19 protein-coding genes are annotated in these 17,848 nt (G+C 54.2%); 6 read left to right on the forward strand and 13 right to left on the reverse strand.

What is annotated here, in order from left to right; all coding sequences use genetic code 11:
- Window positions 1–226: 226 nt before the first annotated feature.
- Window positions 227–790 carry a D-glycero-beta-D-manno-heptose 1,7-bisphosphate 7-phosphatase gene (gene gmhB / locus K6K13_RS16790; RefSeq protein ID WP_222158004.1) on the reverse strand — a complete coding sequence of 188 codons (564 nt, stop codon included), beginning with the start codon at window positions 788–790 and terminating at the stop codon, window positions 227–229.
- Between the two features lie 181 nt (window positions 791–971).
- Here gmhB and metN point away from each other — a divergent pair, with 181 nt between their 5' ends.
- The 6 genes from metN (at window position 972) to proS (ending at window position 6,692) form a co-directional block, all read left to right on the forward strand.
- Complete coding sequence (metN, locus tag K6K13_RS16795) at window positions 972–2,006, forward strand: methionine ABC transporter ATP-binding protein MetN (protein ID WP_222158005.1); 1,035 nt, start codon at window positions 972–974, stop codon at window positions 2,004–2,006.
- Entirely contained in the window at window positions 1,999–2,652 is a 654-nt protein-coding gene (locus K6K13_RS16800; RefSeq protein ID WP_222158006.1) for a methionine ABC transporter permease MetI, read from the forward strand. The genes metN and K6K13_RS16800 overlap by 8 nt, the downstream gene beginning before the upstream one ends.
- 70 nt (window positions 2,653–2,722) lie before the next feature.
- A complete protein-coding gene (locus K6K13_RS16805) occupies window positions 2,723–3,538 on the forward strand; it encodes a MetQ/NlpA family lipoprotein (RefSeq protein WP_222158007.1) in 816 nt (271 codons plus the stop codon).
- Between the two features lie 123 nt (window positions 3,539–3,661).
- Complete coding sequence (rcsF, locus tag K6K13_RS16810) at window positions 3,662–4,069, forward strand: envelope stress sensor lipoprotein RcsF (protein ID WP_222158008.1); 408 nt, start codon at window positions 3,662–3,664, stop codon at window positions 4,067–4,069.
- A gap of 9 nt (window positions 4,070–4,078) precedes the next feature.
- Complete coding sequence (tsaA, locus tag K6K13_RS16815; RefSeq protein ID WP_222158009.1) at window positions 4,079–4,789, forward strand: tRNA (N6-threonylcarbamoyladenosine(37)-N6)-methyltransferase TrmO; 711 nt, start codon at window positions 4,079–4,081, stop codon at window positions 4,787–4,789.
- A 184-nt stretch (window positions 4,790–4,973) separates the two neighbouring features.
- Window positions 4,974–6,692: a proline--tRNA ligase gene (proS, locus tag K6K13_RS16820; protein ID WP_222158010.1), complete on the forward strand. Its 1,719-nt coding sequence runs from the start codon at window positions 4,974–4,976 to the stop codon at window positions 6,690–6,692.
- A 101-nt stretch (window positions 6,693–6,793) separates the two neighbouring features.
- Here proS and rpoS read toward each other — a convergent pair whose 3' ends face one another.
- The 12 genes from rpoS to cysG form a co-directional block, all read right to left on the reverse strand.
- Window positions 6,794–7,774 carry an RNA polymerase sigma factor RpoS gene (rpoS, locus tag K6K13_RS16825; protein ID WP_222158011.1) on the reverse strand — a complete coding sequence of 327 codons (981 nt, stop codon included), beginning with the start codon at window positions 7,772–7,774 and terminating at the stop codon, window positions 6,794–6,796.
- Window positions 7,775–7,827: 53 nt separating this feature from the next.
- A complete protein-coding gene (gene nlpD / locus K6K13_RS16830; protein ID WP_222158012.1) occupies window positions 7,828–8,895 on the reverse strand; it encodes a murein hydrolase activator NlpD in 1,068 nt (355 codons plus the stop codon).
- A 199-nt stretch (window positions 8,896–9,094) separates the two neighbouring features.
- Entirely contained in the window at window positions 9,095–9,706 is a 612-nt protein-coding gene (locus K6K13_RS16835) for a protein-L-isoaspartate(D-aspartate) O-methyltransferase (RefSeq protein ID WP_222158013.1), read from the reverse strand.
- A 139-nt stretch (window positions 9,707–9,845) separates the two neighbouring features.
- Window positions 9,846–10,883: a tRNA pseudouridine(13) synthase TruD gene (truD, locus tag K6K13_RS16840; protein WP_222161149.1), complete on the reverse strand. Its 1,038-nt coding sequence runs from the start codon at window positions 10,881–10,883 to the stop codon at window positions 9,846–9,848.
- A 26-nt stretch (window positions 10,884–10,909) separates the two neighbouring features.
- Complete coding sequence (gene ispF, locus K6K13_RS16845; protein WP_222158014.1) at window positions 10,910–11,407, reverse strand: 2-C-methyl-D-erythritol 2,4-cyclodiphosphate synthase; 498 nt, start codon at window positions 11,405–11,407, stop codon at window positions 10,910–10,912.
- A 58-nt stretch (window positions 11,408–11,465) separates the two neighbouring features.
- Complete coding sequence (gene ispD / locus K6K13_RS16850) at window positions 11,466–12,176, reverse strand: 2-C-methyl-D-erythritol 4-phosphate cytidylyltransferase (protein ID WP_222158015.1); 711 nt, start codon at window positions 12,174–12,176, stop codon at window positions 11,466–11,468.
- A gap of 3 nt (window positions 12,177–12,179) precedes the next feature.
- A complete protein-coding gene (gene ftsB / locus K6K13_RS16855; protein WP_222158016.1) occupies window positions 12,180–12,542 on the reverse strand; it encodes a cell division protein FtsB in 363 nt (120 codons plus the stop codon).
- A 230-nt stretch (window positions 12,543–12,772) separates the two neighbouring features.
- Window positions 12,773–13,099: a DUF3561 family protein gene (locus tag K6K13_RS16860; RefSeq protein ID WP_222158017.1), complete on the reverse strand. Its 327-nt coding sequence runs from the start codon at window positions 13,097–13,099 to the stop codon at window positions 12,773–12,775.
- Window positions 13,100–13,157: 58 nt separating this feature from the next.
- Window positions 13,158–13,898, reverse strand: coding sequence for an adenylyl-sulfate kinase (gene cysC, locus K6K13_RS16865; RefSeq protein WP_222158018.1), 741 nt, complete (start codon window positions 13,896–13,898; stop codon window positions 13,158–13,160).
- Window positions 13,837–15,264, reverse strand: a complete 1,428-nt coding sequence (gene cysN, locus K6K13_RS16870; protein ID WP_222158019.1) for a sulfate adenylyltransferase subunit CysN — start codon at window positions 15,262–15,264, stop codon at window positions 13,837–13,839. The genes cysC and cysN overlap by 62 nt, the downstream gene beginning before the upstream one ends.
- Window positions 15,265–15,275: 11 nt before the next feature.
- Window positions 15,276–16,193, reverse strand: a complete 918-nt coding sequence (gene cysD / locus K6K13_RS16875) for a sulfate adenylyltransferase subunit CysD (RefSeq protein WP_222161150.1) — start codon at window positions 16,191–16,193, stop codon at window positions 15,276–15,278.
- Window positions 16,183–17,604 carry a siroheme synthase CysG gene (gene cysG, locus K6K13_RS16880; RefSeq protein ID WP_222158020.1) on the reverse strand — a complete coding sequence of 474 codons (1,422 nt, stop codon included), beginning with the start codon at window positions 17,602–17,604 and terminating at the stop codon, window positions 16,183–16,185. The genes cysD and cysG overlap by 11 nt, the downstream gene beginning before the upstream one ends.
- Window positions 17,605–17,848 lie beyond the last annotated feature (244 nt).

The raw sequence follows: 17,848 nt of genomic DNA on the forward strand, positions 1-17,848 counted from the left end.
TTACAGCCTGCTGTCGCGAGGTGGCGTATACTACGCTTTCCTCTTTCAGAGTCAACGATTATTTTCATTTGAAAGTGAATCGTTTTTCTCTTGCTGACCTCGCTTTGAATCGCTTCGTGTCGTGTCAACGGAGGCGCATTATAGGGATCCCAATAATTTACACAACCCCTTTTTTTTCATCTTTTTTTTCGTTTGTTCAAATTCCGCCCGATAAGCCCGATTTTACTCATTTACGCTGTTCGATAACGCGCGGCAAATCGGCCAGACTATCAATCACAATATCCGCCAGCGCTTCGCCTTGCTCGGTAATCGCCTTGCCAGTACGCACCAGCACTTTGGTTCCAACACCCGCCGCAATGGCAGCCTGCATATCTTCTTCTTTATCACCCACCATATAAGAAGCGGCCATATCGATATTGAGGAAGCTCTGCGCTGAGAGGAACATGCCTGGTTTGGGTTTACGGCAGTCACACTCCTGACGATATTCCCCTTGCCCCTGTTCTGCGTGGTGGGGACAGAAATAGATGCCATCCAAATCGACCCCGCGATCGGCCAGCGACCAATCCATCCACTCGGTCAGGTGCATGAAATCATCTTCACTGAACATGCCACGCGCAATACCGGACTGGTTAGTCACCAGCACCAGTGCAAATCCTTTCTTCTTTAGTTCACTCATCGCGTCGATAACGCCATCTATGAACTCAAACTGATCGATCTCATGAACGTAACCGTGATCGACATTAATCGTGCCGTCGCGATCGAGAAAAACGGCTGGAATGGGTTGTGCCACTGCTATGTGCTCCTGATGGCGTTATTTGCAGGTTAGTATCGCATGTTTTTGTCCTTGGCGAGAATGCGTCATAACGACAAAGTAAATTGACTTAGACGTCTAGACGCCCTAACATCCGTACAATATTCTGCATACGGCAGACGTTGATCTATCCCACGATAGGCACTTACGATAAATAAAGATGATTAAACTTTCTAACATTACAAAAATTTTCCAGCAGAAAGGCCGGACCATCACAGCACTGGACAATGTCAGTCTGCATGTCCCTGCGGGGCAAATCTATGGGGTTATCGGTGCATCCGGTGCAGGTAAAAGTACGTTGATTCGCTGCGTCAATCTGCTGGAGCGCCCGACACACGGCGAGGTATTGGTCGGTGACCAGGATTTGATGGCACTGTCCGAAGCGCAGTTGACCAAGGCACGCCGCCAGATTGGCATGATCTTCCAGCACTTTAACCTTTTGGCGTCCCGCACCGTGTTTGGTAACGTGGCTCTGCCTCTTGAGTTGGACACCACGCCGAAAAGCGAAATTACCCGCCGCGTCAACGAGCTGCTAGAACTGGTGGGGTTATCGGACAAGCACGATGCTTACCCGGCAAATCTGTCCGGTGGGCAAAAGCAGCGCGTTGCGATTGCTCGCGCGCTGGCCAGCAACCCCAAGGTGCTGCTGTGTGACGAGGCCACCAGCGCGCTCGATCCGGCCACGACGCGTTCCATTCTCGAACTGCTCAAAGACATTAACCGCCGTTTAGGGATAACCATCCTGTTGATCACTCATGAAATGGATGTAGTAAAGCGCATCTGCGATCAGGTAGCGGTTATCAGTGGTGGTCAATTGATTGAGCAGGACACGGTCAGCGAAGTGTTCTCTCACCCTAAAACGCCTCTGGCACAAACCTTTATTCAGTCTACGCTGCATCTGGATATCCCCGAGGATTACCAGACTCGGCTCATCGCCGCACCGCACAACGACCAGAACACCCCGCTGCTACGGTTGGAGTTTACCGGTCAATCCGTCGATGCGCCGTTACTCTCCACTATCGCACGCCGCTTTAACATCAATAACAATATCATCAGTGCGCAGATGGATTACGCAGGTGGCGTTAAATTCGGCATCATGTTGGCCGAGATGCACGGCGAAGAACAGGACACGGTGGCCGCCATCGCGTTTTTACAGGAACACCATGTGAAAGTTGAGGTGCTGGGCTATGTCTGAAGCAATGATGTGGTTGATGGTGAAAGGCGTTTGGGAAACCGTAGTGATGACATTTGTTTCCGGCTTCTTTGGCTTTGTGCTGGGATTGCCGGTTGGCGTGATGCTTTATATTACCCGTCCGGGTCAAATCGTTGCCAATCCGCCGCTGTATCGCACACTGTCAGCGTTGGTGAATATTTTCCGTTCTATTCCGTTCATTATTTTGCTGGTGTGGATGATTCCGTTCACACGCGCCATCGTCGGCACCTCTATCGGGTTGAAGGCCGCCATTGTGCCATTGACCGTCGGCGCGGCGCCATTTATCGCACGTATGGTAGAGAACGCCCTGCTGGAAATCTCCAGCGGATTGATCGAGGCGGCGCGCGCGATGGGCGCGACACCGCTACAGATCATTCGTAAGATTCTGCTGCCAGAAGCACTTCCCGGTCTTATCAATGCCGCCACCATCACACTTATCACCCTGGTAGGCTATTCTGCTATGGGGGGCGCAGTCGGTGCCGGTGGATTAGGTCAAATTGGTTATCAGTATGGATACATTGGTTATAACGCGACAGTCATGAATACGGTATTAATATTACTGGTTGTTCTGGTCTACCTGATCCAATTCGTAGGCGATCGCACGGTACGGGCAGTGACTCATAAATAAGTTTTACTACACGTCGGACTATGCCGCTGATGGCAAGCCGCAAAACGTTAAATATGCAGAGGTTAAGGAAATGACAATCAAATTTAAAACCGTCGCCGCACTGGGTACGCTACTGGGTGCACTGGCGCTGGCAGGCTGCGGACAAGAAGAAAAAGACCCGAACCACATCAAAGTCGGTGTTATTGTGGGTGCTGAACAGCAAGTTGCTGAAGTTGCACAAAAAGTGGCTAAAGACAAATATGGCCTGACCGTGGAACTGGTGTCCTTTAACGATTACGTGTTGCCGAACGAAGCGCTGAGCAAAGGGGATATCGACCTGAATGCCTTCCAGCACAAGCCTTATCTGGATCAACAGATCAAAGACCGTGGTTACAAACTGGTTGCTGTTGGCAATAGTTTTGTCTACCCGATCGCTGGCTATTCCAAAAAAATCAAATCATTAGACGAGCTGCAAAACGGGGCACAAATCGCACTGCCTAACGATCCGACCAACCTGGGGCGCTCTCTGCTGCTGCTGCAAAAACAGGGTTTGATCAAACTGAAAGATAACGTTGGCCTGCTGCCGACCGTGCTGGACGTGGTTGAAAACCCGAAAAACCTGAAACTGGTCGAGCTGGAAGCACCGCAACTGCCGCGCTCTCTGGATGACGATCAAATCGCACTGGCTATCATCAACACCACCTATGCCAGCCAGATTAACCTGACACCGACCAAAGACGGTCTGTTCGTGGAAGAGAAAGACTCTCCGTACGTCAACCTGATTGTGTCGCGTGAAGACAACAAAGACGCGGCTAACGTGAAGAAATTCGTTCAGGCCTACCAGTCAGACGAAGTTTATGAAGCGGCCAACAAGATTTTCAACGGCGGCGCGGTGAAAGGCTGGTAATATCACCCAATACGCGAGTGACAATTATTTCAAGGCGGGCCTCGGTGCCCGTCTTGTTATTTGTGTCGTAGCTTGCTTCAATAAGCGCACTTCAAAAAAGATGAAGAGTAAAGAGGAAATGCTATGCGTGCTATACCGCTCGTGTTTTTAGCGCTGTCACTAACAGGATGTTCCCTGCTGCAACCCAAAACGGCACCTGCACCGCAACCGGTTATCGAACCGGCTGTCAAAGCCCCGGCGAAAGCAAAACCGGCTCCGCGTCCGGCAACCGCCGTGCTGTATAACAGTGCGGAAGAGCTGGTGGGTAAAACGTTCCGCGATATGGGCGAAGTGTCCGGCTCTGTATGTCAGGCAAGCATGCAAGATACGCCGGCGACGGTTGCCAATGCCCGCCGCCGTATGCAAACGCGAGCAACAGCGATGCGCGCTAATGCGGTTCTGGTGCACAACTGCCAGGTAGTCAGCGGTGTTGCAGGCTGCTATCGGCAGGCCATTTGTGAAGGCACTGCACTGAAAATTTCTTCTCAATAAAGCCGGGCAATGACCACCTATCATTTCGATCAGATTGGCGTTATCCGTTCGCCTTATAAAGAAAAATTCGCCGTGCCACGGCAACCCGGCCTGATTGAAGATGGCGACGGAGAACTGCATCTTCTGCCGCCCTACCACCAGCCAGAAGCGGTGCGTGGGCTGGATGCGTTCAGCCATATTTGGGTACTGTTTGTTTTTCACCACACCATGGAGCAGGGCTGGCGCCCAACGGTGCGCCCTCCCCGTTTGGGCGGGAATGTGCGTATGGGGGTTTTCGCCACACGTTCCACGTTTCGCCCGAATCCTATCGGTATGTCGCTGGTCAGACTGAAAGGGATAAAGACCACAGGCGACAGCGTTATCTTACAGTTGGGCAGCCTCGATCTGGTCGATGGTACGCCAGTGGTTGATATCAAACCCTATTTGCCCTTTGCGGAGAGCGTGCCTGATGCCATCGGCGGCTTCGCGCAACAGGCACCAGACACCGCGATGCCCGTGCATTTTTCTGCACTGGCAGAGCAACAACTGGCGCAACATCAATCCACTTACCCGCACCTGCGCCGTTTTATCACCCAGGTATTGAATCAGGATCCGCGCCCGGCGTACCGCAAGGGGGAAGTCTCGCGCGATTACGCCGCCCTGCTGCTCGAATTCAACGTACGCTGGCGCGTAACAGCCATGCAGACAGAAGTGCTTAGCCTTGAGCCAGCACCGCGCTAAGCGCACATTGAATCGTTATCCATGACCTGCGCGCCATAAAATTCACGTCGCACACTTTTGACGAAGGAAAGTCACTGTTACACTAAGCCACTTTACCGTGTTTAAGGGCCCATACGGCCCTTTGCATCTCGTTTTGGGGCACATCGGTGCCCATTACTTTGCGTTCTGACGGAACTAAAACACCATGCGTACTAGCCAATATCTGCTCTCCACCCTGAAGGAGACGCCAGCCGACGCGGAAGTCATCAGCCATCAGTTGATGCTGCGCGCCGGGATGATCCGCAAGCTGGCCTCCGGGTTATACACCTGGTTGCCGACCGGCTACCGGGTTCTGAAGAAAGTCGAAAACATCGTGCGTGAAGAGATGAACAACGCCGGTGCTATCGAGATTTCCATGCCCGTGGTACAACCCGCCGATCTGTGGCAGGAGAGTGGCCGCTGGGAACAATATGGCCCGGAATTGCTGCGCTTTGTCGATCGCGGTGACCGCCCGTTTGTTCTCGGCCCAACGCATGAAGAAGTGATTACCGATCTGGTGCGCAACGAACTGAGCTCTTATAAGCAGCTGCCGCTGAATCTGTTCCAGATCCAGACCAAATTTCGCGATGAAGTGCGCCCGCGTTTCGGCGTGATGCGTTCTCGCGAATTCATCATGAAAGACGCCTACTCGTTCCATACCTCGCAGGAATCGTTGCAGGTCACCTATGACGCGATGTACGACGCCTATAGCCGCGCATTTAGTCGCATGGGGTTGAACTTCCGCGCGGTTCAGGCAGACACCGGCTCCATCGGTGGCAGCGCATCACACGAATTCCAAGTGCTGGCGCAGAGCGGCGAAGACGACATCGTTTTCTCTACCGACTCCGAGTACGCCGCCAATATCGAATTTGCTGAAGCCGTTGCCCCCACGCTGGGACGTGCAGAAGCGAAAGAAGAAATGCGTCTGGTTGATACGCCGAACGCCAAAACTATCGCCGAGCTGGTTGAGCAGTTTAACCTGCCGATCGAAAAAACCGTCAAAACGCTGCTGGTGAAAGCGACACAAGAGAGCGGCCACACGCTGATTGCTCTGCTGGTGCGCGGCGATCACGAACTGAATGAAGTGAAAGCGGAGAAACTGGAGCAGGTTGCCAGCCCGCTGACCTTCGCAACCGAGGCGGAAATTCGCGATATCGTTGGCGCGGGTCCGGGCTCACTCGGCCCGGTCAATATGCCGATACCAGTGATTATCGATCGCACCGTCGCCGCAATGAGCGATTTTGGCGCTGGAGCAAACCAGGACGGCAAACACTTCTTCGGTGTTAACTGGGAACGTGACGTTGCACTGCCGCAAGTGGCTGATATCCGCAATGTGGTTGAAGGCGATGCCAGCCCGGACGGGAAAGGCACGCTGTTAATCAAACGCGGCATCGAAGTGGGTCATATCTTCCAGTTGGGCACCAAATATTCTCAGGCACTGCAAGCCAGCGTGCAGGGTGAAGATGGTCGCAACCAGATCCTGACCATGGGCTGTTACGGTATTGGGGTGACGCGCGTGGTGGCGGCGGCTATCGAACAGAATCACGACGATCGTGGCATTATCTGGCATGACGCCATTGCCCCCTTCCAGGTGGCGATCCTGCCGATGAACATGCACAAGTCGTTCCGCGTGAAAGAGCTGGCTGAAGACATTTATCAGCAACTGCGCGCCAAAGGCATCGATGTGCTGCTCGACGATCGTAAAGAGCGTCCGGGTGTGATGTTTGCGGATATGGAATTGATCGGCGTGCCGCACACTATCGTCATTGGCGATCGCAATCTGGATAACGACGAGATTGAATATAAATATCGTCGCGACGGTGAGAAAAAGATGATCAAGGTTGGTGAGATCGTTGATTTTTTATCGGCCAATACCGTTCGTTAATACGCAGCAATAAAGTATAAAAAAAGGTGGGGTTTTCCCCACCTTTTTTATTTGACTGCGAGTCGACTCAACGTGCAAATACGGCGATTGTTTCTGCTTCGTTATTCACGGAACAGCTCTTCAATATCCAGCCCCTGTACTTGCAAAATTTCACGCAGACGGCGCAGCCCTTCCACCTGGATTTGGCGCACGCGTTCACGGGTTAAGCCAATTTCACGACCAACGTCTTCAAGCGTTGCCGCTTCATACCCCAGCAGCCCAAAACGACGAGCCAGCACTTCACGCTGTTTAGCGTTCAGTTCAAACAACCATTTAACGATATTCTGTTTCATATCGTTGTCTTGCGTGGTGTCTTCTGGTCCGTTGTTTTTTTCATCCGCCAGAATATCCAGCAGCGCTTTATCAGAGTCCCCGCCCAATGGCGTATCTACCGATGTGATACGCTCATTCAAGCGCAACATGCGGTTTACGTCATCAACAGGTTTGTCGAGCTGCTCGGCAATCTCTTCCGCACTGGGCTCGTGATCCAGCTTATGCGAAAGCTCACGTGCGGTACGCAGATAAACGTTCAATTCTTTAACGATATGGATAGGCAAACGAATGGTACGGGTTTGGTTCATGATAGCCCGTTCAATCGTTTGGCGAATCCACCATGTGGCATAGGTTGAAAAGCGGAAACCCCTTTCAGGATCGAACTTCTCAACCGCACGGATCAAACCAAGATTACCTTCTTCGATGAGATCCAACAGCGCCAGACCGCGATTGTTGTAGCGACGGGCAATTTTCACCACAAGCCGCAGGTTACTTTCAATCATACGGCGTCGCGATGATACATCACCGCGCAGCGCTCTACGGGCAAAAAAGACTTCTTCTTCAGCGGTCAGAAGCGGAGAGTAACCGATCTCTCCTAAATAGAGTTGGGTAGCATCCAGCACACGCTGGGCTGCACTTTGGGATAACAACTCATCGTCGGATGCCTCATTATCCCCCGCTAACGCCTTTTCGTCAAAAACATCAAGTCCATTTTCCTCGAACTCGGCATCATCATGTAACTCGTTAACTTTCAGCGTGCTTTGGCTCATAAGTGGCTCCTACCCGTGATCCCTTGGCAGAATACCGAAATACTCTGCCCGATTTATCGCTGCGGAAGGTAACGCAGCGGGTTTACGGATTTCCCCTTGTAACGAATTTCAAAATGCAAGCGTACTGAACTGGTTCCGGTGCTACCCATGGTAGCGATCTGTTGACCCGCCTTGACCTCTTGTTGTTCCCGGACCAGCATAGTTTCATTATGGGCATAGGCGCTCAGGTAATCATCGTCGTGCTTGATGATGATCAGATTACCGTACCCGCGCAAAGCGTTGCCCGCATAAACGACACGCCCTGAAGCGGTCGCCATGATCGGTTGCCCACGAGTGCCAGCGATATCAATCCCTTTGTTTCCCCCCTCCGATGCGGAGAAACTATCTATGACTTTCCCCTCAGTAGGCCAACGCCAGCTGCCGACAGCAGGAGCACTGCTTTCAACAGCCGCGGGGGCGGTCACAGGAGCCGTCACGGCAGCTCCGGTGGAAGGCAACATCTTACCTACATTCTGTTTACCCGAATTTCCAGAATACGCATTAGTTGACTGAGAATCAACCTGCGTTGTTTGAATTTGCGTCATTGACGGCGGCTGAGGCACGCCGCCACGCGTGGCATCGGAAGGTGCCAGCATACCACCGCTGCTGCTGCCCGCGCTGCCTGCCAGCATGCCTCCTCCTCCGGTCGATCCGCTGCTTACCGGCGCGGAAGAACCGTCACTCACCTGAAGCACCTGTCCGACGTTCAGGCTATAAGGCTCAGCGACATTATTGCGCTGGGCCAGCTCGCGATAATCACTGCCGGTTATCCAGGCGATATAGAACAACGTATCGCCGCGTTTTACCGTATAGGTGCTGCCGCCATAGCTGCCTTTAGGAATGGCGTTATAGCTACGGTTGTAGACAATACGGCCATCGCGCGTGGTGATCGGCGCATCGCCGGAAGATGATATAGTAGAAGGCGCAGTCGCGAGCATTCCACCGCGACTGCTGCTATTGCCCTGACCGCCTACGCTGCTGATTGGGGCGGGTTTACTGTCGTTATTGGTACACCCCGCCAACCCCAGAATAATTGCCGTGCACGCCGCTATCTGACGCAGTGTTCTCGTTTGGCTTCCCATGCGCCTTGCTCCCCTATAACCGTAACACTAATTCAATACCTTAATGAGACCACTCGAGGTCCGCCATGTCATCACCGCAGTAGCACCCGCTCAATGCTAACAATATCAACATGTTCTCACTATGACAGGGTTGTATTGAACTACGTTCTATTGAAATAAATCGTAAATGACCGATACCCAAAACGTGTTTGCAAAGGTATCAGGCTAGTTCGCCTTTGACCAGTGGAACAAATTTAACCGTTTCAATGGTATTCACTACAAATTCGCCACCGTGGCGTTGTATGCGTTGTAACGTTTGAGCATGTTCTCCCACTGGGAGCACCATAATGCCCCCTTCATCCAATTGCGCTATCAGCGCATTCGGAATTTCAGGCGCCGCTGCCGTCACAATAATGGCATCAAACGGACCGCGTGACGGCCAGCCTTGCCAGCCATCACCGTGCCGGGTGGAAACATTGTGCAGATCCAGTTGCTTCAACCGCCGTTTAGCCTGCCACTGCAACCCTTTGATACGCTCAACGGAAAAAACCTGCTTTACCAAATGCGCCAAAACCGCCGTTTGGTAGCCGGAACCGGTGCCAATTTCAAGCACGCGAGACGCGGGCGTCAATTGCAGCAGGTCCGTCATGCGAGCAACCATATAAGGCTGAGAGATGGTTTGACCGGAGCCTATCGGCAGCGCGGTATTTTCATAAGCCTTATGCTCAAAGGCTTCGTCGACAAAACGCTCACGCGGCACAGCCTCGATAGCCTTAAGCAATCGCTCGTCATGAATGCCCTGCTGACGCAACAATGTCAGCATCGTTTGCATGCGCTTGTTCACCCTATCCCGTCAGCCTCAGTCGTGATTAACGTCTTCATCCCTTTACTCAATAACGGCAATGCCTTGCCGTGAGTTCGCATCCTTGTTGCATAGGTACTACATCAGTACTGCATCAAATTACAGCATCTCAATCAGCGATATCCATCTGCTCCAGCGGCGTGATGAGTTCGCGCACTACGCTTGTGGCAAAGCTGCCCGCCGGTAGCCAGAAATCCAGCGTGACCGACGTTTCATCCAACCAGGACCAGCGCATTTGCTGCGGATACAGCAGTGCAGCACGGCGCGCAACCTCGACCCGTTCGCGACGCAGTAATCCAAGCAGCGTCTCGTGCCCCGCCAGGCAGCGCTGTTCAAACGCCAACGCGTCACCATGAGTGCCAGGATCGCCATCGCCGGGCAGCGGAGCCGTCACGCACAGCTCGAACTTATCAACGCGCGATTGAAGTACCGTCACTTCATCTTCGTTTGCCACAAACCAACTACCACGCCCGGCAAGTTGCAGCGCATCACCTGCCAACACCTGCGTTGCCAACCCCTGACTCAAACGTTGGCTCACAATGAGATTGAACAGCGCGCTACGACTGGCCGACAGATAGAAGCTACGCTTGCTGCGCTCACTGACGCGAATCTCTTCTCTGGCCCAACGTGCCGCCTGAATCAGGTTGTTGCCACCGCGACCGAAGCGCTGACTGCCAAAATAGTTCGGCACGCCCTGTTCAGCAATCGCCGCTAGCCGCGCTTCGACGGCTGCACGGTCGCTGATATTACGCAGCGTCAACGTAAACTGATTGCCACGCAACGCACCAATACGCAGCTTACGCCGATGACGGGCACTGTTAAGAATTTCACACCCTTCAAGCGCAAACGCGGAGAAATCGGGTAACACTTTGCCCGGCACATGCAGGCAAAACCACTGCTCCGTCACCGCATGCCGGTCTTTCAAGCCAGCATAACTCACGGCACGCGCGGGAATGCGGGCGAATTTCGCCAACGCTTCCGCCACAAACGCGGTGTTGCAGCCACGTTTACGCACCTGAACCAGCAGATGTTCGCCATCGCCGTCCGGCGCAAACCCCAAATCTTCCACCACACGGAAATCATCGGCGCTTGCTTTGAGCGTCCCTGTCGCCAGCGGTTCACCGTGCAGCCAGAACAGGCTTTCCATGTTGAGCGTAGCGGGTTCTTGCTGCATTACCATGCGACCACTTCACTCCGTTCATCTTTCACCAACAGCGCCACCGCTTCGCAGGCAATTCCTTCGCCACGCCCGGTAAACCCGAGCTGCTCAGTGGTGGTGGCTTTTACGTTGACATCATCCATATGGCAGTGAAGATCTTCTGCCAGATTCACCCGCATTTGCGGAATGTGCGGGGCCATTTTCGGCGCTTGCGCAATGATAGTGACATCCAGATTGCCCAGTCGATACCCTTTTTCTTGTATCCGCTGCCACGCCTGGCGCAGCAGTTCGCGGCTATCCGCGCCTTTGTAGGCGGGATCGGTATCGGGAAACAGTTTACCGATATCGCCGAGCGCCGCCGCACCGAGCAGCGCATCAGTTACCGCATGCAGCAACACATCCCCATCAGAATGCGCCAACAATCCCTGAGGGTAAGGAATGCGAACCCCACCGATCACCAATGGGCCTTCGCCGCCCAGTTTGTGGACATCAAAACCGTGACCAATACGCATGGGGTTATTCTCCTTAATTAGCGAATGGTTGTGAAACATGATACCGCGGAAGGGCACTTCACACGCTTGGCGGTGCCAATCGCGCCAGGTAGAACTCGGCCAGCGCCAAATCCTCTGGACGCGTTACTTTAATATTATCAGCGCGCCCTGCAACAATCTGTGGATGATAGCCGCAAAACTCCAGCGCAGACGCTTCATCGGTCACGACAGCCCCTTGTTGTAACGCGCGCTCCAGGCAATTTTGCAATAATAACCGTGGAAACAGTTGCGGCGTCAAGGCATGCCATAAATCGCGGCGATCAACCGTGTGCTCAATCGCCTCACCCTGGCTACGTTTCATGGTATCTCGCACCGGTGCAGCAAGAATACCGCCCACGTCGCAGTGCCGGATAAGCTGTAACAAGCGATCCAGATCCTGAAGATGTAAACACGGGCGTGCGGCGTCATGTACCAACACCCAAGGCGCATCACTGACCGCGCGCAAGCCGGCCAGCACCGAATCAGCCCGCTGTGTACCGCCGAACACCACGCTAATGCGCGGATCTTGAGCCAACGGCAAGGTGGCAAAGCGCCAGTCGTCAGGGCTGATAACCACCACGGCACGCTGAATGTGCGGATGCTGAAACAACGCAGCCAGCGTGTGTTCCAGCAGCGTTTTTCCATGGAGGGTGAGATATTGTTTTGGACAGTCGCACTCCATTCTGCTGCCGTTTCCGGCCGCGGGCAGGACGGCGACAACCTCAGGTAAGGAGACCAGCGGTTCAGACATGGGTTAACGTGACGTCATAGGGTTAGAAGATGACAGGGCATTAGATGCGCCAGAATTCGCAGAGGAAGGCGCCGTCGCCGCACGACGACCGGATTGATCCGGCACCAGACGATAGAAGCTCTCACCCGGTTTGATCATGCCCAGTTCATTGCGTGCACGCTCTTCAATGGCCTCTTGCCCACCGTTAAGATCGTCGATTTCCGCAAACAGCTGTTCGTTCCGGGCTTTGAGCTTGCCGTTGTTGCCCTGTTGGACAGCCACGTCGTCTTTAACCCGAACATAGTCATGAATGCCATTTTTACCCAGCCACAGCGAATATTGCAGCCAACCGAGCAAAATCAATAATAACAGCGTTAGCTTTCCCATCCCGCCCCCTGAAAAACCGCCTAATCATCCCATAACTTTGCCTTCGACTCCATATTATCAGGGCGGATTAACGCACCTGAGTACGGTTCATTTGGTGTAACGCGGGTAACCCGAGCCATAAAGGCGTTGTTGCAGAGCGAGAGAAGAAACACGAGGAACGGTGCGCGCGAGGAGATATCAGTCACATTTGTTAAACGTCGGTAACAAATAGCGGCGATTTACGCCGCACCTCACCACCCGGTGATCAGTGAAAACACCAACCAGAACAGACAGACAATCACAGCACCGCTGCACAACACCATCAGCGTCATATTGCCTTTGAAAATCACACTGAAAAACACGCCGATTAGCACGGAAGCTGGCATCAGCGCCAAAAAAAACGGCCAGGTGTAGAGCATAAAAAACAGCGTGGTGTTCGAGCCATAGACCCAAATCGGCACCACAAACGCCAACCAGTAGAAAGAAAAACCGGCGATGGCGCCCATAAACGGGTAGGTGCGGTCATCTTCACGCCCCCTTGGCCGCTTACTGACAGATAACTGCGTTACGTTCTGCATAGTCTACCCTGTAACACTCCGCCCCACCGCGAAAGGCAGTGACACCTGACAGAGCCAATCAGACTTTGATAATAGCTCGACTGTGCAGTAGATCTAATAACTGATCGGTCAAATTTGTTACCAATTGTTCTCCTTCCAAACGCAGCTCAGGCGCGTGTGGCGGCTCATAGACAGCATCGATACCGGTAAAATTGGTAAGCGTGCCGGCACGTGCTTTCTTATACAATCCTTTAGGATCGCGCGCTTCGCATACGGCCAATGGGGTATCGACAAACACTTCGATAAACTTTCCTTCCGGCAGCGATTCACGCACCATCTGGCGCTCTGCGCGGTGGGGGGAAATAAACGCTGTCAGCACCACCAGCCCGGCATCCACCATCAGGCTGGCCACCTCGCCCACGCGCCGAATATTTTCGCGCCGATCGGCATCAGAAAAACCCAGATCGCGGCATAGCCCGTGGCGCACATTGTCACCATCAAGCAAATAGGTGCTGACACCGCGTTGGTGTAAGCGCTGTTCCAGTTGCCCTGCCAGCGTGGACTTTCCCGATCCTGACAGGCCAGTGAACCAGATAACCGCCCCTTGGTGGCGGTGCAATCGCTCCCGATCGCGGCGTGCCACCGGGTGATCGTGCCAGACAATATTTTCATCACGGCTACTGTTTTCATCACGACTACTGTTGTCATCATGATGGCCATCAACGGCGTGATGCTTCTCTTCTGAAGGCAACGCCATGCTACTTCCCTCCCAGCAAATCGCGCGAACCCCAATGTGGGAAGTGGCGGCGCACCAGCGCATTCAACTCCAGCTCAAACGCACTGTAGGCAGACGGTTCCTGCGTCACCTGAGCGATCGCCTCGCGTACCAGCCCGGCACCGACGGTCACGTTGCTCAGTCTGTCGATAAAAATCATACCGCCCGTGGTGGCATTTTGCTGATAGGGCTCCAGCAGCAGCGGCTCATCAAAGGTCACATCCACCAGGCCAATGCCGTTCAACGGCAAACTCTCTGTGACGCGCTGCGTCAGCGAATTGATCTCAACCTGATACTGAATATTGTCCACCCGCGCGCGGGTTTTCTTGCCCGCCACCTTGATGTCATAGCTGTGTCCCGGCACCAAGGGTTGTTCCGCCATCCACACCACATTGATCTGCGCATGCTGCACCGCGCGCAGCTCATCTGCCTCCGGCACCAACAGATCGCCACGGCTGATATCCACTTCATCGGCCAGCACTAGCGTGATCGCCTCCTGCGCATGCGCCTGTTGCAGATCGCCATCAAAGGTCACGATGCGTGCCACGGAAGAGGTCACGCCAGAGGGCAACACCCTCACGCGCTGCCCGACCTGCACCACGCCGGAGGCCAGCGTTCCGGCATAACCGCGAAAATCCAGGTTGGGCCGATTTACATATTGCACCGGGAAACGCATCGGCTGCGCATCGCTGTCGCGCGTAACGTCGACCGTTTCCAGCACGTCCAGCAGCGTCGGGCCGCTGTACCACGGCATGGTGGTGCTCGGCGTCGCCACGTTATCGCCATCCAGCGCAGAGATCGGCACGAAGGTCACTTGCAACGAAGACGGAAGCTGCTGAGCAAAATCGAGGTAATCCTGCTTGAACTGCTCAAAGACCGTTTGCTGGTAGTCCACCAGATCCATTTTGTTCACCGCCACCACCAGATGGCGGATGCCGAGCAACGTGGCAATAAAGCTATGGCGACGGGTTTGATCCAGTACCCCTTTGCGCGCGTCGATCAACAGGATCGCCAGATCACAGTTCGAGGCCCCGGTCGCCATATTGCGGGTGTACTGCTCATGACCGGGGGTATCGGCAATAATGAATTTGCGTCTTTCCGTGGAGAAATAGCGGTAAGCGACATCAATGGTAATGCCCTGCTCACGCTCGGCCTGCAAGCCGTCCACCAGCAACGCCAGATCCAGCTTCTCCCCTTGTGTGCCTAACCGCTTGCTGTCGTTGTGTAACGTGGAAAGCTGATCTTCGTATATCTGACGCGTGTCATGCAGCAAACGGCCAATCAAGGTACTTTTTCCGTCATCCACGCTGCCGCAGGTCAGAAAACGCAGTAAACTTTTATGCTGCTGCGCGTGCAAATAGGCTTCGACGCCACCCTGTTCGGCAATCTGTTGTGCAATGCTTTGGTTCATTTGACGATTCCTTAGAAATACCCTTGACGCTTTTTTAGTTCCATCGAACCGGCCTGATCCCGGTCAATGACGCGCCCTTGCCGTTCGCTGGTGGTCGAGATCAGCATCTCTTCAATAATTTCCGGTAGCGTCTGCGCGTGTGATTCCACCGCGCCGGTCAACGGCCAGCAGCCGAGGGTACGGAAGCGCACCATACGTTGCTCAATCACTTCGCCCGGTTGCAGATCGATACGATCGTCATCCACCATCAGCAACATGCCATCACGCTCCAGCACCGGACGCGGGGCGGCCAGATAGAGCGGCACAATGTCGATATTTTCCAGATAGATGTATTGCCAGATATCCAGTTCCGTCCAGTTGGAGAGCGGAAACACGCGAATGCTTTCCCCTTTGTTAATCTGGCCGTTGTAGTTATGCCACAGCTCTGGGCGCTGATTTTTCGGGTCCCAGCGATGAAACCGGTCACGGAAGGAGTAGATACGCTCTTTGGCGCGGGATTTCTCCTCATCACGCCGCGCACCGCCGAATGCAGCATCAAAGCCGTATTTATCCAGCGCCTGCTTCAACCCTTCGGTTTTCATGATATCGGTGTGTTTGGCGCTGCCGTGCACAAACGGGTTAATCCCTAACGCTTCGCCCTGGGGGTTACGGTGCACCAGCAGTTCGCAACCATAGGCTTTCGCGGTGCGATCGCGGAAGGTATACATCTCACGAAACTTCCACCCGGTATCCACATGCAGCAGCGGAAACGGCAACGTGCCGGGGTAGAATGCCTTGCGCGCCAGATGCAGCATGACGGAAGAATCTTTGCCAATGGAGTACATCATCACCGGATTACTGAATTCTGCCGCCACTTCGCGAATGATATGTATGCTTTCCGCTTCAAGCTGTCGCACGTTTCTCGTCCATAACCCTTCCTCAAGCCAAATTCACAAGCGCAGAACGTCCGGTTTGCCCGGTCTCCTGCGCCTGTAGACCAAACCAGGCGAGCTGATGGTGCAGTGCAACCACCTCGCCAATCACCAATAATGCCGGCGTCGGCGCCTGATGCGCCAAGGCCTCCAACTGTGCCAGCGTGCCGATGTTCACGGACTGATCCGCTCGCGTTCCGCGGCTAATCACCGCCACTGGCGTATCCGGTGCACGCCCATGGGCGATCAATTGCTGGCTGATTTCCGCCGCTTTCACGGTGCCCATATAGATAGCGAGCGTCTGACGCCCACGCGCCAGCGTGGACCAATCGATCGCTTCGCCGTCGGGACGGCAGTGCCCGGTAATAAACAGCACGCTTTGTGCGTAATCTCGGTGGGTAAGCGGGATACCGGCATAAGCGGTAACGCCCGCCGCCGCCGTGATCCCCGGTACGATTTGGAAGGGAATCCCGGCTTTTGCCAGGTATTGCACTTCCTCACCGCCGCGCCCAAAGATGAACGGATCGCCGCCTTTCAGTCGCACCACACGTTTACCGCTCGATGCCAACGTAAACAGCAGATGGTTGATCTCCCCCTGGGTCAATGAGTGTGCGGAGGCGCGCTTGCCGACGCAGATTTTCTCCGCATCACGGCGCACCAACTCCAGCACTTCCGGGCTCACCAGATGGTCATAGAGCACCACATCCGCCAGTTGGATCAGCTGTAAACCACGCAGGGTCAACAAACCGGCGTCTCCCGGCCCGGCGCCCACCAGCGCGACATCCCCCTGCACCTGCTGCGGTTGATCCAACTGCTGGCGCAGGGTTTCCTCAGCCACCGTCTGTTGCCCGGCGGCTATCTGGTCAGCAAAAGGGCTATTAAACAGCCGCTCCCAAAACTGACGGCGCGCACGCATCGAATGAAACCGCTCTTTGACGCGATCGCGCCATTCCCCTGCCACTCGGGCCATATCGCCCAAACTGGCAGGCAGCAATGCTTCCAGCTTCTCGCGCAGTAAACGCGCCAACACCGGCGCTTGTCCGCCCGACGAAATCGCCACCACTAATGGCGAACGATCGACAATAGACGGAAAAATAAATGAGCATTTGGGCTGATCGTCCACCACGTTAACCAAGCGATAGCGCTGCTGCGCCGCTTTAGACACCGCCGCATTTAACGCCACATCATCGGTTGCGGCGATCACCAGAAAGACTTTATCCACCTGTTCTGGGGAGAATTCCTGCGCCAACCAGTGCACCTGACCGGCCTGGTGCTTGGACAACAGCGGTTCTGCCAGGGATTTGGCGACCACATGCACGTCGGCGCCCGCGCGCAATAACAAATCAATCTTGCGCGTTGCTACCTCACCACCGCCGACCACCAACACTACACGCTGCTTCACGTCAGCGAACAAAGGGAGATAGTTCACAATCGCCTTAACAAAGTTAAAAATTGGATAAGTAGACTATACGGTGCTGTAGGAAGGGTTATGAAATGCCGAATTGGAATGATAAGTTCCGTAATGGAATAACAGCGGAACAGGACGCACAGCGTAATGCTTATCGATTGATTTTGATGGGATTATAAAAACATCTTTGGGCTCAAACAGCGTGGAGATCACCGCTGTGAGAAAAAATTTCAGGTTGAGGGATTATGTGCTCATCCCTGTCAGG

The organism is Symbiopectobacterium purcellii (assembly GCF_019797845.1).
Taxonomy (GTDB): domain Bacteria; phylum Pseudomonadota; class Gammaproteobacteria; order Enterobacterales; family Enterobacteriaceae; genus Symbiopectobacterium; species Symbiopectobacterium purcellii.